This is a genomic window from Candidatus Thiodiazotropha sp. AKIB8, assembly GCF_058244675.1.
This window is the reverse complement of the sequence record NZ_JBSYOO010000029.1, coordinates 124,799-147,287: the sequence shown is the minus strand read 5'-3', so window position 1 is coordinate 147,287 and position 22,489 is coordinate 124,799. Positions and strand designations below refer to the sequence as shown.

The following is a 22,489-nucleotide window of genomic DNA, read 5'->3' as shown; positions in this document are numbered from 1 at the left end:
CATATTATGCTGAAGCTGTTTCACCACTTCTGGACTGCATCCATCGGGCGTCAACTGATGCTCGGTATCTCCTTGGTCCATGCTTTTCTGATGACCGTCTTTGTCTATGACCTGGTCACTCGCCAACAGGATTTTCTGCTGGCTCAATCCCAACAGCAGGCTATCTCCTTAGCCGAAACACTGGCAGCTAATGGCACCTCCTGGATTCTGGCCAGAGATTACATCGGCATCGAAGAAGTTATTCTCTCTCAGCAGAAGTTTCCTGGCCTGCAATATGCCCTTTTTATCGATCTGCAAGGCCAGGTACTGGGCTATACAGACCGCAGCAAAGTGGGTAGTTATGTCAATGATGCTGTCAGCCTGCAACTATTGCAGGCACCTAAAACCACCCAAATCCTTCTCGACAACCCCCTGCAAATCGATGTTTCCCACCCAATCATGGTTGAAGAGAATCATATTGGCTGGGCCCGGGTAAGTATCAGCCGTGCAGCGATTACTGAAAATCTTCAAGTAGTTACCCAGGAGGGGCTGATCTATACCGTAATTGCCATCTTCGTCGGCGTCATTTTTGCCTGGTTGATGAGCCGTGGTCTAACCCAGGACATCCGTAAACTGGCTGGATTCGCCAAAGGCATTGAAGCGGGAGATCGCGATCAACACTGCCATCTGAAACGACCAGACGAACTGGGTCAATTATCTGATGACATGAATCATATGCTCGACACCTTGGTTGAAAGGGAGAACGAGGTCGAATTGATGAATGAGCGCATCAGTGCCAGCGAAGAACGACTGCGCTATGCGTTGGAAGGGAGCAATGACGGCATATGGGACTGGGATTTAACAACCAACAAAGTCTACTTTTCACCCCGATGGAAAGAGATGCTGGGTTTCAAGGAACATGAGATAGCAGATCACTATCAAGCCTGGGAAGATCTGATCCATCCCGAAGACAGGCCCGCTGTACTCAGCCACCTCAAGGCTCACCTGCAAGATCCAGCTTCAACTTATGAAATCCTACATCGTATGCACCATAAAGATGGCAGCTTGCGCTGGATATTGACCCGTGGCCGTGCCTGGGGAAATAGCGATGGGGAAATGGTGCGAATGGCCGGCACACATGTTGACATTACTGAGCAGAAAGAACTTGAATCAACCCTTTATGAAGAGCGGGAACGCGCATTAGTCACCCTAAGCTCTATTGGCGATGGCGTCATTACTACAGATGCAAATGGTCTCATTACATTCCTAAACCCAATTGCAGAGAAGCTGACCGGCTGGCAAAACGAGGATGCAGATGGCAGGACGCTGGAAGAGGTCTACCCAATAATTGATGAGAATGAGCGTACCCCAATAGAAAACCTGGTAGAACACTGCTTGCGTGAGGAGCGGGTTATCAACCTCGGCTACCAAACCCTGCTGATCAATCGAGAAGGTAAAGAGATAGCCATTTCAGACTCCGCCGCACCTATACGCAATGAATCAGGCCAGATCATTGGGGTGGTTCTGGTATTTCATGATGTATCCGTTTCACGGCAACTGCAACGGAAAATTGAATATCAGGCAATGCATGACAACCTCACTGGATTGTGGAGCCGTACTGCATTTGATCAAGAATTAGAAAAGCATGTCGGACTTGCATTGAATGGTATGGGAGAGCATGTACTGATCTATATCGATCTGGATCAATTTAAAGTTGTCAACGACACAGTCGGTCATGTGGCAGGTGACGAATTACTCAAGCAAGTTGCTACTCTGCTGCTGAGTCATACCCGGGAGTCTGACATGCTCGCACGTCTGGGGGGTGATGAATTTGGATTACTATTGAAAGGCTGTGATGTTGATCACGGCCTTAATACTGCAGAGCAACTACGTAGCAGTCTCGCCGACTTCCCCTTTGCCTGGGAGGAACGTCATTTTCAGATCGGCGCCAGTTTCGGGATAGTCGAAATAAATAGTGATTTGCCCGATCCAAACGCGTTGAGTCTGGCTGATCTGGCCTGCTACAGCGCAAAGGAACAGGGACGTAACCGAACGCACGTCTACCAGGCAGATGATCAACTGATGGTTGAGCGACGCAGTGAGATGAACTGGGTTACACACATTAAAGCGGCACTTAACGAAGAGCGGTTGGTTCTCTATACCCAACGCATACAACCCCTCTCACGGGAGGCATCCTCCAGAATCTATCACGAAGTTCTAGTCAGAATGGTCGACGAAAACCAACAACTTGTAATGCCCGGACAGTTTATTCCTGCCGCAGAGCGGTATGACATTATGCATCGAGTGGATGAATGGGTGATTCACAAAGCATGTAACTGGTTAATGATCCCTGAAAACAGTGATATCAGTCTTTTCATCAATCTCTCCGGTGGCTCTCTAGCCAATCGCCATATCCTGGAAGGTGTTGAGGCACGTTTGCATCAAAACCCTGAATTGGGCGAAAGAATCTGTTTTGAGATCACTGAAACAGCCGCAATAGGAAATCTGCAGAAGGCCCTAAACTACATAGGGAGACTGAAAAGGCTCAAGGTAAAATTTGCCTTGGATGATTTCGGCAGTGGTTTGTCTTCTTTCAATTACCTTAAAACACTCCCCGTAGATTATGTAAAAATCGATGGGTGTTTTATCCGTGACCTACCTGATGACCCCCTGGATGCAGCAATCGTGGAGTCTATCTGCCAGATCTCCAGACAGCTGAATATTGAGACCATTGCTGAGTTTGTTGAGGATCGAGCAATCATTGACTGGCTGACTGCAATAGGCGTTGATTTTGCCCAAGGTTATGGTATCGAAAGACCTCAGCCTATCCAGCTGGCTGACTGACACTGAGAAGTAAAATTTAGTGAATCTCTGAATAGGTTCAAGATGACCAGACTGACTGTACTACCAAATGATCTTTCTCCATCGCAAGGATATAGAATTCACCACCTGAAAGAATTGTTTTCTCCTGCAAAGATATAAAGAAACCAGGCAACTTATTCTGATACTTTGGTTCAATCATATTACTGTCAATCTCAGCACGTAGAACCAGGTGATTTTCCACCTTTTCCATAGTGAAGTTTACTTCACCATCCAGGTGTTCATCTAAACATATCATTTTCAGTGTATCTTTAAACATTCGATAGAGAATTGATTTCTGATCCCGATAGATCTGATCCTCATCAACCGCGATATCTATGCTGATTTGCAAACCTGTCGTGATCGTATGGCACTCAGAGACAAGTGAGTTCAAAGCCGCCTTAAGCCCAAAATCATCCAGACTCGGAGGCCGAAGATCTATCGCCACCGACCTTATTCTATGAGCCGCTTCTTGCAACACAGGTATGATATTTTTTGAAAGCTCGGTTGCGTTATCGTCTTCATCCAGCTCACCAATCGACAAAATATAGCGCTCTAGCTGCATTTTTACACCAGACAAGGTCTGCACCACATCCTCATGCAGTTCAAATGCAATACGCTTTTTCTCATCCTCTTGAGCTGTAATCATTTTCGAGGTCAGAAACTCGAGAAGCTTTTTCTTCTCTCTGGTCTCTCTGTTTTGGCGCTCTATAATACGTTCTGATCTTTTAATATGCAGCAGTAGGAAAAAGTAGAGGAATGCCATCAGAAGCAGGATGACGATCAGTAACAGAAAAGTGGTTTTATTCGCCTCAACAATATAACCACTAATGTCTGAGTAGATCTCCATCACCCCAAGAACGGGAGATTTCTCAGTAGCTCTAATTGGCACGTAAGTTTGTACCAAGCTATTCTCTTTAGTCGGTCTGAAGAGCTTAATAGTGCTCTCATAGACCGTACTTGTTGCTGGAATACCACTGATTGCAGAGGAGAAGGCCTCGTTGTGCTCTTCATCATCCTCTATGTAGGATGGGTCTGTCGTATAGACCACCTTGCCAGAAAGGTTGTAGAGCTTGATTCTGACCACATGGGTGTCAGAGAGCATTTTTCTGATGACACGCTCCAATACCGGCTCAAACGGCATATGTGATATTTCGCGGTCCTTATTATTCTTAACCACATTGAGAAACATCACAAAATGGTCATTCAGGGCATACTCTGTGGCTATGGTAAGAGTTTCGTTACTTCGCTTGCTGGCATCTTCAATAATTGAAAGTGCTTCGAATCGTATGAAAAAAAAGATAACCACTAAGGTTGCAGCCATTGCGGCTAGACTGGTTATACCATAGCGCTTGGCAAGACGATAACCGGTAGTATTTAGTTTTGTCCCTGAGGGTTCCATATTTTCAAGCACACTATCCAGTCTAGCTGTTAGCGTTGTAACCAGCTGGGGTCAGGGTGCTTGCCAATTGGTAAGCTGAACCAACCCACCACCTTGATTGTCGACTGTTGCAATGTAGAACCCTCTGGAGACGAATCTTTGCCCTGGGGCCAAACTAACCCTTGGATATATGGAAGTATAGGGCAAATCGTCAACCATATGTTCTATTTTTTCGATCATATAGTCGCGATAAAAGTAGCCTCGTATCTGCTTTACCGCATCTCCGGCTGCTTTCATGGCAAAGTAAGCATTGGCCTGAATCTCCTTGGCCTGGGGGTTATAGATACGTTTTGACTTGAACCACCCGGTGGATCTGAGCAGCAGGCGGTTCAGTTTCGATGGCATCTCAGAAGAGTGAACAAACCTCAGATTACCCCGAATCTGTTTGGGAATCGATTCGGTTGAGGAACCATAGAAACGGGTTGAGAGATAGAGAGCAGGTCTCTGCTCCTGGCTTTTTGCCAAAAATTTAGCCAGCAGTTGGTCGGATTTAGCCTTATTAGCCCAGATTACTAAAGCCTGTTCGGCATCAAGCGGGTCAATATGTGTCAAGCCCTCAGAAAGCTTATCGAATTGAACCGTTTTGACTGCCATACCACGCTGTTCCATAGCAGATATAAATCTGTTTGCGGCAATCTGGCTCAATGGATCAGAGCGATCTGCTATTTGCACAATCTCACCCACTCCTTTCCATGATGAAAGATGAGAGGCCAGTGCCTCCGCTTCCTGTGCAACCCCTCTATCAAGATAGAGATTATAAAAACTTACATCTGATTCAACCGGAGTCAGTGTTGTGGGAAAGAGACAGGGCAAGGCGTTCGATTGGCAAAATTCATGCACCTTCTCCCAACCCTGGGGGACTAAACCGTTGAGAACTGAAAATACTGGTGTTTCCCTGTAATAGGCTTCCAGCTGTTCCGGCCAGCTCTCAGGTGAGCCCTTCAGCTCCCAGACATGAAGCCGCCATTTTCTATAGGGCTTGAGTAACCACTCCTTATGCCAGGGTGCGTTCTTAGCCCTTTTAGACTCATAACGGGTCTCAATATTCTTCTGCTCAAAGTAACCCTGCATAACATCCAATAGCGCTTTATTCTCATCGGCAGAATTTGTCTCGAGTATTATTGTCGCGAAATGTATATCCACTTCATCTACACCAGGGGAGATCTCCTGGGAGAGTGTATTCATATAGGCGATCAAACCCTCTACATCTGCCTCATCCAGCTCATAGCGAGGCATAAAGGGATCAAGTGGATCACCATTGGCATCAACACCATCACGAACAGCCCTGAGTAGACTCTCTTTGGTATAAGCTGGCCGGTAGACTGGTGGCTCCGGGGGTTTGGTGATGGGCAGTTTCAGTGGTTTGAACAGCATATGCCCCGCAATGGCTGGCACTACCTGCTGCCCTTCTGTCGAGCCCATGCCACTTCTTCTATGGCAGGTTTCGCAGATCAGTTGATCCCCTTCCACCTGAATATCATTCTGAACAACAGCCCTGACCAGCTTGCCTGAAGCACGCTTGCCCTCTGTATATATCTTTTTGCCTACCAGGTAACCCTCGGAATCGATCTCTGCGTTAAGCAACGAGGGTGATGAATAACCAACACAGCTAGCTAGTAGTACAGCGTTGAGCAAGCCATGGGGCTTTTTAATCATTGTTTTGTCTTGTTCAAAATATTTTTATACTCTTTGACGATATCCTCAGCGCTGGCCAATCCATCTATACGGGTCCAGGCACCTTCTTCACCACCTCGAATCAAGGTAATGGGTTCGTGGTTCATTTTTGATCCACGGAAGATATCAAATGCTTTTTCAACAGCAACCACGTCATTATAACTACCTGTATAGAATTTCCAATTCTCTTTAGCTTTAAAGCGCTTTGAATATTTCATCAACTGCTCAGGCGTATCATATTCCGGATCGATGGTAATCGAGATCATTGATACGCTCTGATCTTCACCCAATATTTCCTGAACCTGGTGAAAACTGGCAGACAACACAGGGCAGATAGTCGTGCAGGTGGTGAAAATGAAGTTGAGCATGACTGGCTTATCGGTATTCAGAAGCTGAGGCAGGTTGGTATCTTCACCCTCATGAGAAGTCAGTACAACATCTGGAATCGAATAGTTGGCGGTATCCACCTTGTAATCTTTCTGATCCATCATCATCTGGTGATGAGCATGATGATCATGTTGAGCTTGTTCACTCATATTCATCGACACCCTGAACCTGTCAGAGCTTTTACTATTCTCAGATGGTTTGGTAACACAATCCATCTTGAAGGGGGGAAGCAGAGTCTCTTCGTTCTGTTTGGTTGCTATTTCAGGTAAATCAGCTGAATGTGCAATAGAGGCACATAGCATTCCACAGAATAACCATAAACCTTTACTCTGCTGCCTAATCAGTAATGCCATTTTATAACTACTCCAAACAGTTTAATAACTAATGCTTTACTCGCCCTTACAGACGAGACCTGCTCGCTCGTGGATTTCGGTAAAGCAGAACCAGACTACACAGCAACATAGCTAGCAGCATCAGATCGAGACTTCCGCCTCCGCCACCACCGCCGCTATCACTACCACCTCCGTCACCGGGATCTGTTGTTGTCGTCTCATCGTCAATAATCGTAATCAGCAAACTATTGTTAGCGCTATCAATCGTCGCACTGCCTGATGCATTGCCTAAAGTAAAGGTGATTGTCTTATCTCCATCCTCTACCGTGTTGTCAATGATCTCCACATCTATGCTCTTTGACGACTCACCATCCGCAAACTGAAGCGTTCCTGTAGTGACATTGAAATCAGTACCAGCTGTAGCATTCGAAGAATCCACTGTCAGATCCACCGTGATAATTCCGCTGGTGGATGTAGCCCGAGTGATGGTGAATGTTGCGCTCGCAGTTGATTCATCGACACTCAGACTGGTTGTCTGGAAGGCAAGAACGGCAGTATTTGAAGGTACCTCATCATCGGCAATGGTGATAACTGAATCACTTTGAGCCCCCAGCACAGCACCACCCTGTACATTACCAAGCTGCAATGCGATCTGTTCGCTACCTTCCAGCTCGCTGTCATCATTGATGGTAACCACAAAACTCTTAGCGGTGGTTTCACCATCAGCAAAATTGATTCTGCCAGCAGTAAACTCGTAGTCCGATGAAGCAACAGCCGATATATCAAAAGTGGCATAGTCAACACTGATGGCACCAGTCGAGCCATCGCTTCGGGTTACATTAACCGTGACGCTGGCGCCATCTTCTGTAACATCGTAATTGACCAGCGAGAAGCCTACAGCACCAGCTGCAGGTGCGGTATCATCATCACCCAGGCTAACTGTAGAGGTCACCTGACTACCGAATATGGCACCGAAAACCGTGCTTAACTCGATATTGATAGTCTCACTACCCTCATAATTACCATCATCGATAAGGCTGATATCAAAACTCTTGGAAACCTCGCCATCGGCGAACACCAGGATTCCGCTGGCAACGTCATAATCACTACCAGCCGTCGCAGTACCATCACTGGTGGCATAGTTGACTTGTGCTGTTCCGGAACTGCCACCTACACGCTCGACAGTAATGGTCACGCTGCCATCGAACTCTTCGGCAGAGTATTCAGCTGTTGTGAAGCCGATGGCGCCAGAAACTGGAGCCAGCTCATTATCATCAATGGTTAACGTGGCACTATTGTTGGCGCCTAGTACAGCACCACCTGTTGGACTGCTCAGGGTGATATCTATCGTTTCATCACCTTCGTAAGCGCTATCATCTATCAGGCTGATCTGGAATGTTGCAGACGAAGCACCATTGGCAAGACTCAAGGTACCCGATGCGGCATTGTAGTCCTCACCAGCGGCGGCACTACCATCTGAGGTTGCGTAGTTGACAGTGATTGCACCTGATGTGCCACCGGTTCGGGTCACAGATATGGTTGCAGTGGCTGAATCCTCAGTCTGACTGAACTCGCTGAGACTGAACTGTAAACTGCCAGCGCTTGGTACCGGATCATTATCGTGAATGGTAACGCTGGCCATAACGGGCGTGCCCAAAACCGCATTTCCAGATAGTGAACCCAGGCTGACAGCAAAGGTTTCATCATTTTCATAACCGCTATCGTCAGTGATTGGAACATTACAGTGCTGAACGATCTCTCCACTGGCGAAGTTAAGCGTGCTCTGTGTGGCGGTATAGTCGCTGCCGGAAACCGCACTCGAATTGGTACTGCTGCAGACCACACTCACAGCACCGCTGCTACCATTGATACGGGTAACCGGAATGCTGATCTGAGTTGCCCCTTCAGTGACCTCGTAGGAGGCACCACTAAACTGAAAACTGCCACCAGCAGCCGCAGGCTCATTATCAAGAATAGTCACCTCAGTGAAATCCTGATCTCCCAGACTTACGCTAACCGGGTTACTCAGACTCACCATGAAGGACTCCGAACCCTCCTGTGAGCTATCGTCAGTGATAGCAACAGTAAAACTCGCACTGATCTGGCCATCGGTAAAACTCAAGGTACCAGAGGTACTGGTATAATCGCTGCCAGCAATGGCTGAGGTATCAGCCGTCGCATAGTCGACTGAGCCACTACCCAGTGAACCTTCATTTCGCTGTACAGTAATCGTTACACTGCCTGCACCTTCCGTAACCCTGTACTCACTGCCACTGAACAGAACTTGGCCAACAGGCTGGGAATCATTTTCCTGAATTGTCAGTATGGCCGAGTTCAATACCCCAAGGTCGCTCCCACTCAAAAGCAGATTGACGGTTTCATCACCTTCATAGACACCATCATCGATGAGATCCAAGGTAAAGGTTTTGCTGCTCTCACCGTCAGCGAAATCGAGCGTCCCTGAAGTGTCTGTATAGTCCTGGCCACTGGTAGCCGTACCACCAGTTGCGATCTCATAGTCGACAGAAAGTGCACCAGAGGTTCCACCACTACGCTCTACTGTAATCTGTACACTGGAAGCGCTTTCACTGACGCTGTAAGTTGCACTGCTGAACTGCAGCTTCTGTCCAGGAAAAGCCCCAGCTTGAGCAGCCAGGGTGAAGTCATCTGAGAAAAAGGTATTTGCTTCCGGACCAGTCTCATCAACTGTTTCAATGAGTAGTGTAGAGAAGCCACCATCATCGATGAAACCGAGGAAACTCCAATCGAATACAGTCGCCTGCTCGCCTGTGAAATCCACTGTATCGCCATTGGTGGTAAAACCCAGTTGCGCGCCACCAGAGCTGCGAAACCATCCACCAACACCGTACAGGGTAATCCCATTGGCAGTGAGGGTTATCTTATCTGGCACCAGATGACCATTATCTTTATCAGCGGCAAACAGCAGATAGCTGCCTTCATGGACATCCCCGCCTCCGGTGCTGGTTCGTACTCCAGAGACGCCAGTGGAACTGGCAGCCCAGGTTACACTCTGGGAGGTTACGCTCACCTGAGGTGTGGTACGGGTTCCCGCCCAGTCGCTACCCTCGAAGCTTTCAGTGGTCATATCCACCGAAACTGAGGTCAAAGCTGCAAGATCCTGTATGTATTGAGCTTCGGCATTGGCATCACAGCAGTAAACTGTCACTGCTGCATGACTTTGAAAGGAAAAAAGGAGGGCAATCAGCGAGAGAATCTTTAAGGCAGGATTCCTGGTGAGCATATATCCATCTCTTATGATAAGTGGTTCAGTTAACAGTCAAATTAGCGGCTTTAAAATCCCCTATGACCATGGTCACCTTCTCACCTGATTTGACATGTGCATCAGGATTTGCAAAGACCATGTAGTAGGTCCTATCCGGCTTAATGTTCTTGCCACGATTGGTGGTGCGGAAAGCACCGACTTTCGCTGCCATAGGTATAGGTAGTTTAGCATTTGAGCGTTTAACCACCAGTAGAGGTTTAAAGCGGTTGTCAAAAAAGACTTTCGCTTTTTCCACATCCAGAACGCGAAACCGAAAATCGATCATATAGCCTGCGGCAGTAAGCCTGAGACTGACCAGTTCCACACCCCATTTCTCTGCGATATGCTTGGCCATCTCCTTGTCAACCACGGGTTTCAGGGTTACAGCTTTAGCGACTGGGGGACGCCAGGTATCAACCGCCTTTTTACCCTCCTTCTGAGGCACTTGAGTTTCACCGGCTTTTGCAGCCAATGCGAACCCCATCAGAACCGATGCACAAACGATTAAAACCAGGATAATTAAGAGCGGATTCTTTTGCAGTTCAACGTCCCTGCAATCCAGTTCAGTAGTTTCTTGAGTTTTCATAGCCAACCAACTTTTACAACTTTAGATTATGCCAACTCAGTGATCGACCCCGCTCCAAGCAGGATCGATCACCTAGTTCACTATGGCATGATAAACACAGGATAGTTCGTGTAGACAGCATCTACAAAGCCTTCAACTTCAACCCTTAGAGTATCGCCAGGTTGTGGCTCAGGACCAATGTTGTTTGCATTGATACTCCAGGTGTTATTGGCGTTGTTGAGTACTACACCACTGTTATTCACATTGACGTTGGCATGGGGAACAATCTCTGCAACATCAACGCCATTACGCACCAGGAAGACATGTACCTGTGTGCCAGGTGGAATACTCACATCCGCCCGACCCCGAATACGCCAATCATCGTTCGCCGGATTGGTATCTTCACGCAGGTTGTACTCAGAACGGTTGATCGACACCAGCCTCATAAAGTCGGCCTGGGCCTCAAGACTGACTGCACCGTTTGAGTCGGTTGCCTGATAGGTCAGACTGCCAACTACACCAGTTGCAACACTGTCGACTGTTATGGTGGCAGCGCCATCCACACCAACCAGTTCAGGTGTAATTCCATCAGGATCGTTAACCTCAGCTGCAGTCATGGTGTCGCCTTCGAGATCGACATCATTCGCCAATACACCCAGTGCAGGGATATTGAAGATTGTCTCCAGAGGTTGGCCATCAGGATCCAGGGTGGTCAAAGTAGCATCCGTCAACAACAGGGTGTCAGCGTTCGCCTGTGGTGCATCATTCTGAGGAGTAACTTCAATGGTTACCGTCACCAGATCTGAGTTAAGCGTTCCATCGTTCGCCATGTAAACGAAGCTTGTAGTGCCGCTGAAATCTGCAGCTGGCTCATAGTGGAACGAACCATCAGGATTAAGCACAAATGATTCTGGAAGGTTATCGCGAATTTCCAGTGGTGCACTGACCAACACCGCAGTGATCGGGTCACCATTAGCGTCGGAATCATTCTCCAGCACACCAGGAGCAGCCACATCAAAAACAGTGTCTTCAAGCATCACATAGTTTTCAGCTACACCGACAGGAGCAACAGGGACATTTTCCATAATGTTAATGGTAACTTCTGTTGCAGGATCTGATTCAACATTTACATTGTCAGTAATGGTGTAGGTGAAGGTCAGTGCCAGTGGCAACGTGCTGGGCGGCGTAACTGGTGCCTCATAGGTACAAGCACCTGTTAAGTTGACACAGGTCAGCGTACCTACTGTGATGCCTGTAGCATCCAGCGTGACGATTTCGAGAGCATCACCTTCATTGTCCAGATCATTCAGTAGAACGTTGAAGTCCACCGTCGTACCAGGCTCGACATTAACTTCATCATTAACCGGACTTGGTGCCTCATTGCCGATCATTTCCACAGCGACCTGAGCAGTCACCTCGTTGACTCCATCGGAAACGGCGTAGTTGAAAGTTCCGGTACCCTGGACATAGAAGCCCGTGTTGACATCGATCTCTGGGGTGAAGGTACAACCGCCAGCGGCCAGACAATCAACGGTACCACCTAAACCAGTGACAAAGGTATCGGTGTTGGCAATGTTCAGACTCAGTAGCATACCTTCTGGATCTGAATCGTTGGCGAGCACATTAAGCACGCCCTCTACACCTGTAGTTGCTTCAAGTGGATACTGAATGGTAAGTGTGTCTGGCTGAGGAACTGGAGGCAGGTTTGCAACACTGGTTCCGAAACTCAGAAAACGAAGCATACCGCCTACCGTGTCGCCCTGAGTGATAACTTCAGGATCACTGGGATTGGTCATATTGCCATTACCATCGTAGAGCGCATAGCGCCCTGCCAGTGCTGGTGTAATGATGACATCCTTGGTCTTCAATGGTGGCAGTCCGACTGAATATTGCTCGCGAGGCGCATATTCAAAATCTCCCGCAGCACTGTTCTGCCAGTTATAACGAATACCGTCCTCTGCGTGGATAACACCGTGCATACCTTGCAAAACCGGTACATGCTTCTCACTGGAAGCGCTCAAAAAGCGCAGCAGTGTAGGTTCACCCGCACTACCCAGCGCAAGATCCGTCATTGTCTCCACATAGGGTTCGCCATTGATCAGGAACCACTTGGGATGGTAATGGATGGGGGTGTAGTTGGGGTCACCAGCTGCAACCGCCGCATTGTGATCCGGATCGATCTCACTATAGAAGAGGATCTGTTCGTTAACGAATGGTACCCCTTCATAGACCTGGCCAGCAGCAAAACTCTTTGTTGCAGCGCCATACAATCCCATATAGACCTGCAACTGAGGCTCTGTACCAGAGTAGTAGGTAAAGGTACCACCAGGATTGGCGATTTGTGTACCGCGATTATTATTCCAAATATATCGCTGTTTACCACCCCCTGCATCGGCTTCACGTCCATATGAGCGTACTCTCTGGGTCGAATTGATACGCGAACCAACATGATTGTCATTCCAAGTTGGGCCATTGTTATTCGCTGACCAAGGACGCTCCTGACCCGTCATAAAGAGGGAGGTTGGAACAGGAAGAAGGTTGGTTAGAAAAATCCTGACATTATCCATGCCTGGGGGAATAACCAACTCAGGTCCTGGCGCAGTAGCCTCAGGAGTTGTACAAGCAGTATCTGTCGCAGGCGTTGCAGCCGCATAACAAGTGCCCGCCGCATCATCCTCTGCGTAACCCCACATGGTCACAGTGCTGCCATCTGGTAAGGTTTTGGTGAACTCTTTAGCAATCAGATAGAAATCTATTGCCATAGCCGGTCCACTCGCTAGAGCCAAAGCACAGGCAATAGCGATAGGTTTGATCTTAGCATTCATGATTTTTGACCTTTTCATTGTCTCTTTCTCCCCTTATTGAATGCCAACGTAGGGCGGAAGGACGACAACTGCACCCAGGCTTCCACCTGGAAAGATATCGAACGTGGTGAGCTCTTTTTCAGCATGTGAGTGCCATACAAGAAAGTAACCACCGAATGGATTCAGACCACCTTCACCCGGAGGCAGATCGCCTGTGTCACCCAGGAAGGGGCTACCACTCCACCAACCACCCAGTGTCATATCGCCAATACCAGGAATGTTGACCAGGTTGGAGAGCGCCTTGCCATGGTCATCGCAGAACTCATGCTCATAGGTACTGCCTGCTGAAACGTCACCAAAACCGTCACCATTACCATCAATACAGACGTGGTTGGTATCGTGTCCGTAGATATCCCAGTTCAAGTTCTTACCTGACCAGGTCCAGAGGGCATCAACGGTCTGCTTGGGAGCTGAATTAATAGTGTTGTCAGAACGCCCTAAATTGGAAACCGCACCATCAGAGGTAAGCATTTTGCCATCACGACCTATGAATCGCAGGTTCTCACCATGGTAATGCATTGGATGTGAGTCCTGACCTGCATTGACATTGCGTACCAGGACGTAATCACCAGGATGGGCCATTACCAGTGACTCATAAGGCTGATGAGGAAAGAGATTATTGAAGTCCCCTTGGAAGAGATCGGGGAAAACCCGGCCGTTGATAAACCAGACCTTGGCATAACGGTCAGAGTTGGTGAAATGCTCGAAGTGACCCTTCTCCATCTGAATATGGATATCGGGATCAATCTCAGTCATCAGATAGAGATTTTCCTGATCATAGTCAGTCAGGGTGCCCGCACCGTAGGCAGTACGACTACCGTCTGCAGGACGCACAATCATCACACCCTGCAACCCCATTTCAGCATGCAGACCCGGATTCGAGCCATCAAGACTGTGGTAGATATAGGTACCTGGACTGCCAGCAGTGAAACTGTAGGTCACTGACTCGCCAACATCGGCTGATTGGGTTACCAGACCTGGAGAACCACCGGTTGCTTCCAGATTATGACCTGTCATGACGATGGATACCGGATTAGGCACACCGTAATTGGTCAGGTTGATGGTAATCGCCTGACCTTCCTGAACAATCAAAGTCGGCGCAGGATATTGAGGCAGTGCATAGCCATCCCCTTCCTGATGGGTTGCTCCGGTTCCCCCATCGCGATCACCAAACCCCCACATATAGAGGCTGGTGCCTTCTGGCAGGTTCATATTGAAAGGGAAGCTGTATAGGTTAAACACCCCATTTGTATCCGGCATAATGCCGCGGATGTCGTGTGCCGCCTGAGCCTGCGCCCAGGGAAGCAGACTCGCAACACCCAACATCAGGACGCCCATCAGCCGTCCAGGTTGTTTGAGTAATTTTCTCATCATCATTATCTCCTAGCTCGGCTTGGCTTTAGTTCACGACGATCTCAGTGATCATGCCGCCATCGAACTGTGTCATGTTGCTCATCTGGTGGAGTTCAGTTGTATGCAGGAAGTAGGTCCCTGGTGCGATGTCTGCTGTCTCGACAATCACGTCAAGCGTCTCACCACCACCGAAGTTCAGTGAAGATGCGGTGTGATAGAGGTTCTTACCATCTGCACCTCGCATGTGGCGAGCACCGGTTCCGACTACTGTCATCTTCAAACCAGGCGCTGAAATGGTCCAGAAGCGATCCAGTCCCACATTGGAAAGTCTCAGCAAAAGTCTCTCACCCTGGTTAACTTCAATAACTGAATCCAAAGTTTGGGAGGGCGTACCATTGTTAAGGATTTCACCAGGAGTGCCGGTGACCTTACCCGTTGCGTCATCGACAGGAGGAGGAAGAGCACCTGCTCTGACTGTGTCAGGATAGCCTCGACCATTGAACTGCGGATATTCACCCTCCAGTAGCGCGAATGGCAGAGGTTGAACAAACAAACTCGCATCATGGAAATCGGCATCAAAACTGGACAGTTGCAGGGCCACCTCATGATCAAACGCTGTGCTGCCATCGTCGTCGTTGTAGACATACCCTAAAGGTGCGCCCAGATCAGTACCGCCTTTTCTTGTGGCAATCGGGCAGCCTGGATTTGGACTCACACAACCTGTCTCATCCTGACGAGGATGTACATAGAGGTTGGCCAACATGCCCATCTCCATATGCTCTGTGGCTTCCACATGGCAGTGATAGAGATAGGTGCCAGGCTCGACCACATTGTAGTAGTAGGAGAGGGTCGCACCCATGTTGATACTGATCGAAACCTCAGGCACACCATCAAATACTGCAGAGGCATTAGGAAAGCCATGCCAGTGAATGGTGTGTGGATCGAACAGATCAGGACGTATCACCGTACCCACGTTGGTCAGGTTGAGCCAGAACTCATCTCCCTCATCAAGTTCGATGGTAGGGCCCGACCACTCTGCATCGAGGATACCGTTGGCGATGACATTCGACTCAGCGGTTCCAGTCTGATTACCAAAACCGAAGATATACATCGGATTGTCATCAGACATGACGGCAAAACCATCACCGGCAACCAGGCTCATACATTTGTGGTTATCCGGAGCCAATGGATCATCAATCACCGCATCACCGTTGCTGTCACCGGGACACTGGATATTGACCACCGCAGCGGCGCTGCCCATGAAACCCAGCAGCGTCAATGCAATGGCTCCCGCGAGTGTATTTTTGCTAAACTTTTTCATTGGGCGTTACTCCTCGTGATCTTGTAACCGCCTGGCATAATGACAAAATAACTTTCTTGCTCTGTTTGTCCTTTGACCTGCGCCTGGCCAGGCGCAGTCAGGGACAATTCAATTGTTGGTTTTGACTTATTCATTTAAGGCACCATCTCATCAGCACCGATGTCGGACTGACCAGCTGCTGGTGTCCTCGCATCATTGTCAAAGTCAACACTCAACCGACCGTTGGCAGGGGTACTGCCACCGTTGTTGATTGCATCTGAACCAACAGCCAGATGGTAATCAAACAGGGTTGCTCCAGCTGTTCCCGGCTCTACTAGAGAGAGCGGACCAAAAGCTACCTGAATGAAGTTGCCACCCTCGTCGAAAGCCGCTGCTGTCTGCAGCCCAATCGCTTCGTTGAACAGCAAGGTGTTGTTACGTCCTACGTTGAAGTACTCGTTGGCAAAGCCAGGATCACCAGTGATATAGGTGTTATTTGTACTGTAAGGCGTACCTGCCAGGAGCAGTGATCTAATCGGATTGAGACTAAAATCAGGGCTTACTCCAAGACCGTTCAACACCGCAAGATCACGGGAAACATCATCCATCGAGGCCACTGTCGCGATATCGCAGTTAGCGTTACCGACAGGTGCCGCAGGCGTGTCACAGGTCACTGGTACCAGACTGTTTTCAATCACCAATGTGTTTGGATCATCAAAGTTGGTCCAGAAGAATGAACGGTTGTGATAGACAATCGAGTCACGCAGGATCGGATCAGAGAAATCAGAACCCTGTGGGCGATTACCAAACACATCCGGATCGACAAATACATCACCAAAGTTCTCATCCAGGTTCAGCAGCTGATCCATCACATCACTGTGATAACGGGAGACGATACCCGCTGGCATAGCTGTGGAGAGATTTGGTGAGCCAGGTGCGAAGGCCTGAGATCCGGTAGCTGTAGAGTCGTTGTTGGCGACTGTATTGTTACGGATAAAGACCTTAGGTGAATCCAACAGGGCCAAGGCGCCTGCTACACCAGCAACGTTGTTGTCGATCATGTTGTTGTAGACCAAGACACGATACCAGGGACCACGTGCACCCAGATTCTGGCCAATATCCTGACCATTGATGCTGGAGAGCATGATACCGCTACCGTCACCGGCACCTGCCAGGTTACCCCGGATCAGGTTGGCGTCGATGGTGACATGACCTGTTCCAGGTGAGAGCAGCAGACCTGTCTCATCCTCTGGAATAAGTGCTGGCAGACCTGTAACCAGGATACCACCACCTGCCGGCGCACTGCCGGGAGTCTGACGGAAGGTCTCATTGAAAAGGATGGTGTTATCCTCGATCAGACCGTTACGAGAGAGACCCTGGTGAGCGATACCGCCACCGCCGCCCTGGCTGAAGTTGCCGCATACCCAGTTCTTCTGTACACGATAACTGTCGCTGCCGGTATTCAGAGAGATACCGCCACCTGCACCGTTAAGGGTACCGTTCTGGCTGATGTGGTTATGGTGAATACGAACTCGGTCGTTGACCGCGTCATCATAGACCAATGAGCCAACAGCCTGGTTTGGATTGCCATCCACAAAGCTAGGATCGTTTTCATTGGCAATGGCGTGTGTCAGGTCAGGATGACCGATACGAATACCACCACCGTTGAAGCCTGAGTTGGCAGTCAAACGATTGTTAGCGATATGCAGGAACTGGTTAAAACCATTGGCGATGATACCGCCACCGGTGCTGGCACCGATTATGGTGAAACCATCGATTCTGGCACCACGGTTACGGGGATGACCAAAGCGGTTGATGCCGTTACGTACACCGGCAACAAACACGCCTGCACCCTCTTCCGTTGGGAAGGCGCCGTTGTTCAGACCAGGAAAACCGAAAGGTGCATTTACCTGACCTGGTGTCTGGGTAATGGAACCATCATCCACCAGATATTGGGCAAGTGCACGCCAGGCGATAATCTTCTCAGTCGGTGACTTTCTGGCATTGATGGTTACTGCACCAGCGCCCCAGCCTTGGAGCTTAACCGGCTTGTACATAATGACCATCTCATCGTACACACCAGGTGCAACCAGAATCAGATCACCAGCTTCAACACCAGGCTGACCTTCCAGTGGATTACCAATAGCTGACTGAATAGTAGGATATTGGGCGCTTGGAATATTGACTACGTTGTAGTAGGTACCATTACCGCGCAGACCCATCTCAGTGCCGTTAACATCAACACCAACTGTCAGTGTTACACCGATAGGTGTTTCAGCACCATCACTATTAATAACGGTCAGTTGATATTCACCTGCTGCTGTACCGGCGGGTATGGCTGCGAAGATCCGGTTACCGTTTCCACCTGTTACTGTCAGCTGGGAGCGAGTGCCAGTGGCGTCCTCAATCCAGGCTTCAGCAGCTGCTGAGAAGCGATAGTCACGGGTCGTTGTCTTCAGCGCCAGATCAGCACCATCCCACTCTGGATTAGGTACAACAACGTTGTTACCCATAGAGTTGATGCGAATCTCCTGGCCTGGCAGAGCGAAAGGACCGCCACCGCCACTGCTGTTGCGACGCTTCACCGATGAGATCATCGGAGTTGAGTCTGGGCGTTCGCAGTCGACCGGGAACTGTCCAGGACCAGCAAAAGCCGCAACCTGAACCACTGGAGTATCCAGATAGGTAATGGTTCCCGGCATATACTGGAAGGTGTAACAGAACTGGCTGTACTGAGTATCAAAGTAAGGATCGATAATCAGCGCCGACTGTCCGTTCTCATCAATACCATCACCATCAGTATCTGCAGTTGGATCATACTGTGGATTCTTGATCGGACCGGCGTCGTTCATGCAGGAGACAAGCATGTTAGGTGACATACCGGAAGGCATCGGCAGATTGGCAGTAGAGGTCGAAGGCACCAGAGCGTCAAAACGACCATACTGATCGGCATAGACCCGGTTCACCAGATCACCATTCCAGTCATAGAAGGCGACTGGTACATGTGGTGGTGCATACTTCTCACCAAAGCTTGGTGCGCTTGGATCGAACTCATTGGCCAGATCGTTCAGGATGACACCTGATATATTGCCTGCCTTTGGTACATGAGTCATGACGAAGAACTCAGCTGCAGCATTCTGTGCAGATGAGAGCGGTACCTGTTTCATGTCACACAATGGGCGAGTATCACCTGCGAAAGGTGCATAGACGCCTTCATCTCCAGCCAGAGCCGGATCGATCAGATTGGCATCACCTACTCCTGCATCACCGCTGCCATCTTTAGTGACCATGGTGAGATATTGGGGCACAACATGAGGTTCACCTACGCATGATGGTGGAAGAGCCTGTAGATCAGCCCGCCAATCCTGGCCTTCACCTGGGATGTACTCATCACCGAAGTCGACGTTCTTATGTTCCTCTCTAAGGTTTTCGTACCCTGGAGGTGTCGACATCTGCACGATGTAGTCGCTCGGCAGCATACCTAGTTGCAGGTTATCCGCCTTAGCAGGATCGATCGCACGAACCGCGGCATCAGCACTTACCAGATAGTTCTGGATGTCTGCTACAGCGGCTGCGGTGTTACCACCAATAGCGGTCAGATGACCAAGATCATAGTCCGCAAAGGCAAAGCCACCATCAAATACAGCATCACGTAGCTGATTGTAGTTTCGCAGTCCGTCAAAACAGCGGTCATCAGCAATTGGAGGATCGACAATAGCGACACCCACATTGTTTCGCCCCTGACACCCTTCTGGAATGCTGTCGTCCCAGCTGTCAGTGTAAGTGACCTGCAGTGCATCGTTGAGATCAAATACGCCGTTACCTGCACCAGGATTCTGGATACAAACGCCATTTGCATCAGGCGTATTGGACCAGTTGTAATCTATATCCTCGTCTCCAGGGAAGTTATCGAATGGATAGTTATTAACGTCGGCATAACTGACACAGCCGTTAAGATCGATATCATCGATTACACCGTCATCAGGTTGAGCGATACCATCGCCATTCCAATCCACATCACCATAGGTTGCTTCACCAAAGGCATCAGTTCCATTCGGGAAGCTGGCACCTATTGGAAAGGAGTCGATGTCACCATCTGCATATAGAGCCAGCTGCACTCTTGGCATGCCAGGCTCCCACACTTCTGCAGCGGCAGTCTTAGGATCGTCTTCGGCACGGGTGGTGGCATAGAAAACCATACCTGAAATGCCGCCATTTTCACCAACGAATTTCGGTAGGACAGGTGGGAAAGCAGTAAAATCAGCCTCGGTGAAACCGATATAGTCGGTCTTACCAAATTGCATCACATTGGTTTGTCCAAGAAAACCCTGGATACCCATCGTCAAAACCTGGCCGGTCTCTGTGCGAGAGAGATTATCACCAGTATTTGGGTTGATGGCTTCAAATCCTGGACAGCTGTTGGTCGCAGGATCGTATTGGGATGAGTCCGTACATTGGGCTTGAGGAACCAGCTCACCATAGCTTGGAAACTCTGTAGCGGTGGTGTCCACTGGACCGCCAGCGTCAACTACAAAAGTACCGCCGGTAGCTTTCTTGTTGGCAAAGCTGACTTCCGCAACCAACCAATGAAAGAAGGGGAACTTCTCATCGAAAGGCGCCAGGCCTTCACCATCAGTTGGAAAGTTCTGATAGATGGTGCCATCACGCCAGCGCAGTGAGACATCCTGACTCTCAGGCCCGATTCCGGCCTCAGTTGGATCCCAGAAGCCATCCTGATCTTCATCAGAGAAAATGCCAGCATTGACTCTGGAGAACCAGTTGAAGACGCCTACATCGCCAAAGTTACAGGTGCCACCAAGATTACAGGTACCACCAGTCGGATCGACGGTAAAGGGCTGCAAACTAATGACTGCATCCAGGTTGGCATCAAAAATAACCAGTTGATATGAACCAGGACTCAGACCAGGAATTGAAAAATTACTGTTGATACATGGTGTAGCGAAGACACCTTGACCACCACCGGCAGCCATGTCATTCACACCAACCCAGCAACCAGGAAAATCACGTCCACTGTAAAACTGAGAAAAAGGAGGACGGGAGATATGAATATCGGTAACCGTACCTGTGACGGTGGCAACCTGTTCCCCTGGCGTTGATGTCAACGCAGGAAAACCACCATCAGCAGTCGACTTAATGAAGCCGACGAAGACATGTGGACCAGGAGGTCCGAACTCAACAAAAGCTGCAGGCTCATTTGCCTTGACCCAGGCATCGATAACCTTACTGCCCTCGATGGTACTGGTCTGCTGCCAACCAGTTGCTTCATTGGTATCTTTGATCGGGGGCTTGATTATTATGCCATATTTACCAGGCGCCAGGTTTTTAACAAGCAGCAGGCCGTCTTCATTGGGCTGCAGTGTTCCGTTACCCAGTTGATCAATAATCGGCGCGCCATCTACGTAGCAGATGAAATTGGTGAATACATCGGTATCGGGTTGACCGTTGATATCGCAATCTTCACGATAGGAGGTACCGAGATAGTTACCGAAAGCGTCTTGAATGACCTGTCCACCAGCCTGTCCATAACGACCGGCAGGCTCTTCGAGAAAGAGGTTAAACTGAGTCCAATCCACATGACCAGGCTCACCTGGCGCTGGATTGGTCTCTTCTGGAAGATCAGGCGCACCATTGATTGGATAGTTATCATGGAAGAGAAAGATCGAGATCTGTGCAGTAGGAATCGGATAGGCCTGAGATGTCACCGTCAGATCATCAAGCATGTTATCCGGATCGTTGGCGTTTGGTAATACAGTTACCGAACCACCAGTAATGCCATGACCACTGTAGGGCAACACGGATACATAGTATCTACCCGGAGTAACATTCAAAATCTCTACACTTGAGAGATCTGTATTGCCACTCATGCCTCTGGCATCATTCTGTGCCTTTCCGACAGGTGCATAACTCCTGTGAAAGCTCAGTGAGAGCAGCTCATCAGCAGTCGTCGCCGGGGCAGCAGGATCCACCGGAAATGTGGTGTCGTCCTGAATCATCCAGCGGAAACCTTCCACTGGGTTACCTGCGCCATCCACTACATTCAGGTTAAAACGCGCAGCATTTACTGCGGTACTTAAAAAAAGCAGAGTCAGCATAATGAATATCATCGCTACTCTGTTTTTGTAACCCTGATTCTCGTTTATCATGGTTTCTTTCTCCAGACCCTAATTGGTCAACAAACTTTCCGGGGCTTGCATACAAGCCAGCCAGATATACTGGCCCCTTTACCAGCACTTGCAGCTAATCATACGTTTCCTTATATATATGGTCTTTGAGTGGTACTACGCCTTTGGCCGGGGTTCGCCCCTACCCTGCGGGTCTGAAAATATGTAGTTGAGCGGGGTAGAAACCCTACCTACCTGGTAGGGTGTTCAATTGATGGGATATGGTATACAGCGCAGTTAAATGTAATAGTTATGTTGGAGGGAATTTGA

General features: G+C 49.1%; 11 protein-coding genes. 1 reads left to right on the top strand and 10 read right to left on the bottom strand.

Annotated features, from left to right (window positions below; genetic code table 11):
• Positions 1–6 precede the first annotated feature (6 nt).
• On the top strand, positions 7–2,823 hold the full coding sequence (locus AC4IFB_RS07155) for an EAL domain-containing protein (RefSeq protein ID WP_490779785.1): 2,817 nt from the start codon (positions 7–9) through the stop codon (positions 2,821–2,823).
• Positions 2,824–2,860: 37 nt separating this feature from the next.
• Here the strand turns inward: AC4IFB_RS07155 and AC4IFB_RS07150 are convergent, their stop codons facing one another.
• The 10 genes from AC4IFB_RS07150 to AC4IFB_RS07105 form a co-directional block, all read right to left on the bottom strand.
• Complete coding sequence (locus AC4IFB_RS07150) at positions 2,861–4,252, bottom strand: sensor histidine kinase (RefSeq protein WP_490776931.1); 1,392 nt, start codon at positions 4,250–4,252, stop codon at positions 2,861–2,863.
• Between the two features lie 39 nt (positions 4,253–4,291).
• Positions 4,292–5,935, bottom strand: coding sequence for a c-type cytochrome (locus AC4IFB_RS07145; protein ID WP_490779784.1), 1,644 nt, complete (start codon positions 5,933–5,935; stop codon positions 4,292–4,294).
• Positions 5,932–6,693 carry an SCO family protein gene (locus tag AC4IFB_RS07140; RefSeq protein ID WP_490776933.1) on the bottom strand — a complete coding sequence of 254 codons (762 nt, stop codon included), beginning with the start codon at positions 6,691–6,693 and terminating at the stop codon, positions 5,932–5,934. The genes AC4IFB_RS07145 and AC4IFB_RS07140 overlap by 4 nt, the downstream gene beginning before the upstream one ends.
• Before the next feature lie 46 nt (positions 6,694–6,739).
• Positions 6,740–9,934, bottom strand: a complete 3,195-nt coding sequence (locus tag AC4IFB_RS07135; protein ID WP_490779783.1) for a Calx-beta domain-containing protein — start codon at positions 9,932–9,934, stop codon at positions 6,740–6,742.
• Between the two features lie 25 nt (positions 9,935–9,959).
• Positions 9,960–10,541, bottom strand: coding sequence for a hypothetical protein (locus tag AC4IFB_RS07130; protein WP_490776935.1), 582 nt, complete (start codon positions 10,539–10,541; stop codon positions 9,960–9,962).
• An 80-nt stretch (positions 10,542–10,621) separates the two neighbouring features.
• Positions 10,622–13,363 (bottom strand): cadherin-like domain-containing protein, encoded by a 2,742-nt coding sequence (locus AC4IFB_RS07125; protein ID WP_490779782.1) that lies wholly within the window; start codon positions 13,361–13,363, stop codon positions 10,622–10,624.
• A 15-nt stretch (positions 13,364–13,378) separates the two neighbouring features.
• Positions 13,379–14,758, bottom strand: coding sequence for a multicopper oxidase domain-containing protein (locus AC4IFB_RS07120; protein ID WP_490779781.1), 1,380 nt, complete (start codon positions 14,756–14,758; stop codon positions 13,379–13,381).
• Positions 14,759–14,783: 25 nt separating this feature from the next.
• On the bottom strand, positions 14,784–16,058 hold the full coding sequence (locus AC4IFB_RS07115) for a multicopper oxidase domain-containing protein (RefSeq protein WP_490779780.1): 1,275 nt from the start codon (positions 16,056–16,058) through the stop codon (positions 14,784–14,786).
• Positions 16,055–16,192, bottom strand: a complete 138-nt coding sequence (locus tag AC4IFB_RS07110) for a hypothetical protein (protein ID WP_490776939.1) — start codon at positions 16,190–16,192, stop codon at positions 16,055–16,057. The genes AC4IFB_RS07115 and AC4IFB_RS07110 overlap by 4 nt, the downstream gene beginning before the upstream one ends.
• A complete protein-coding gene (locus tag AC4IFB_RS07105; RefSeq protein WP_490779779.1) occupies positions 16,193–22,201 on the bottom strand; it encodes a right-handed parallel beta-helix repeat-containing protein in 6,009 nt (2,002 codons plus the stop codon).
• Between the last annotated feature and the right edge of the window lie 288 nt (positions 22,202–22,489).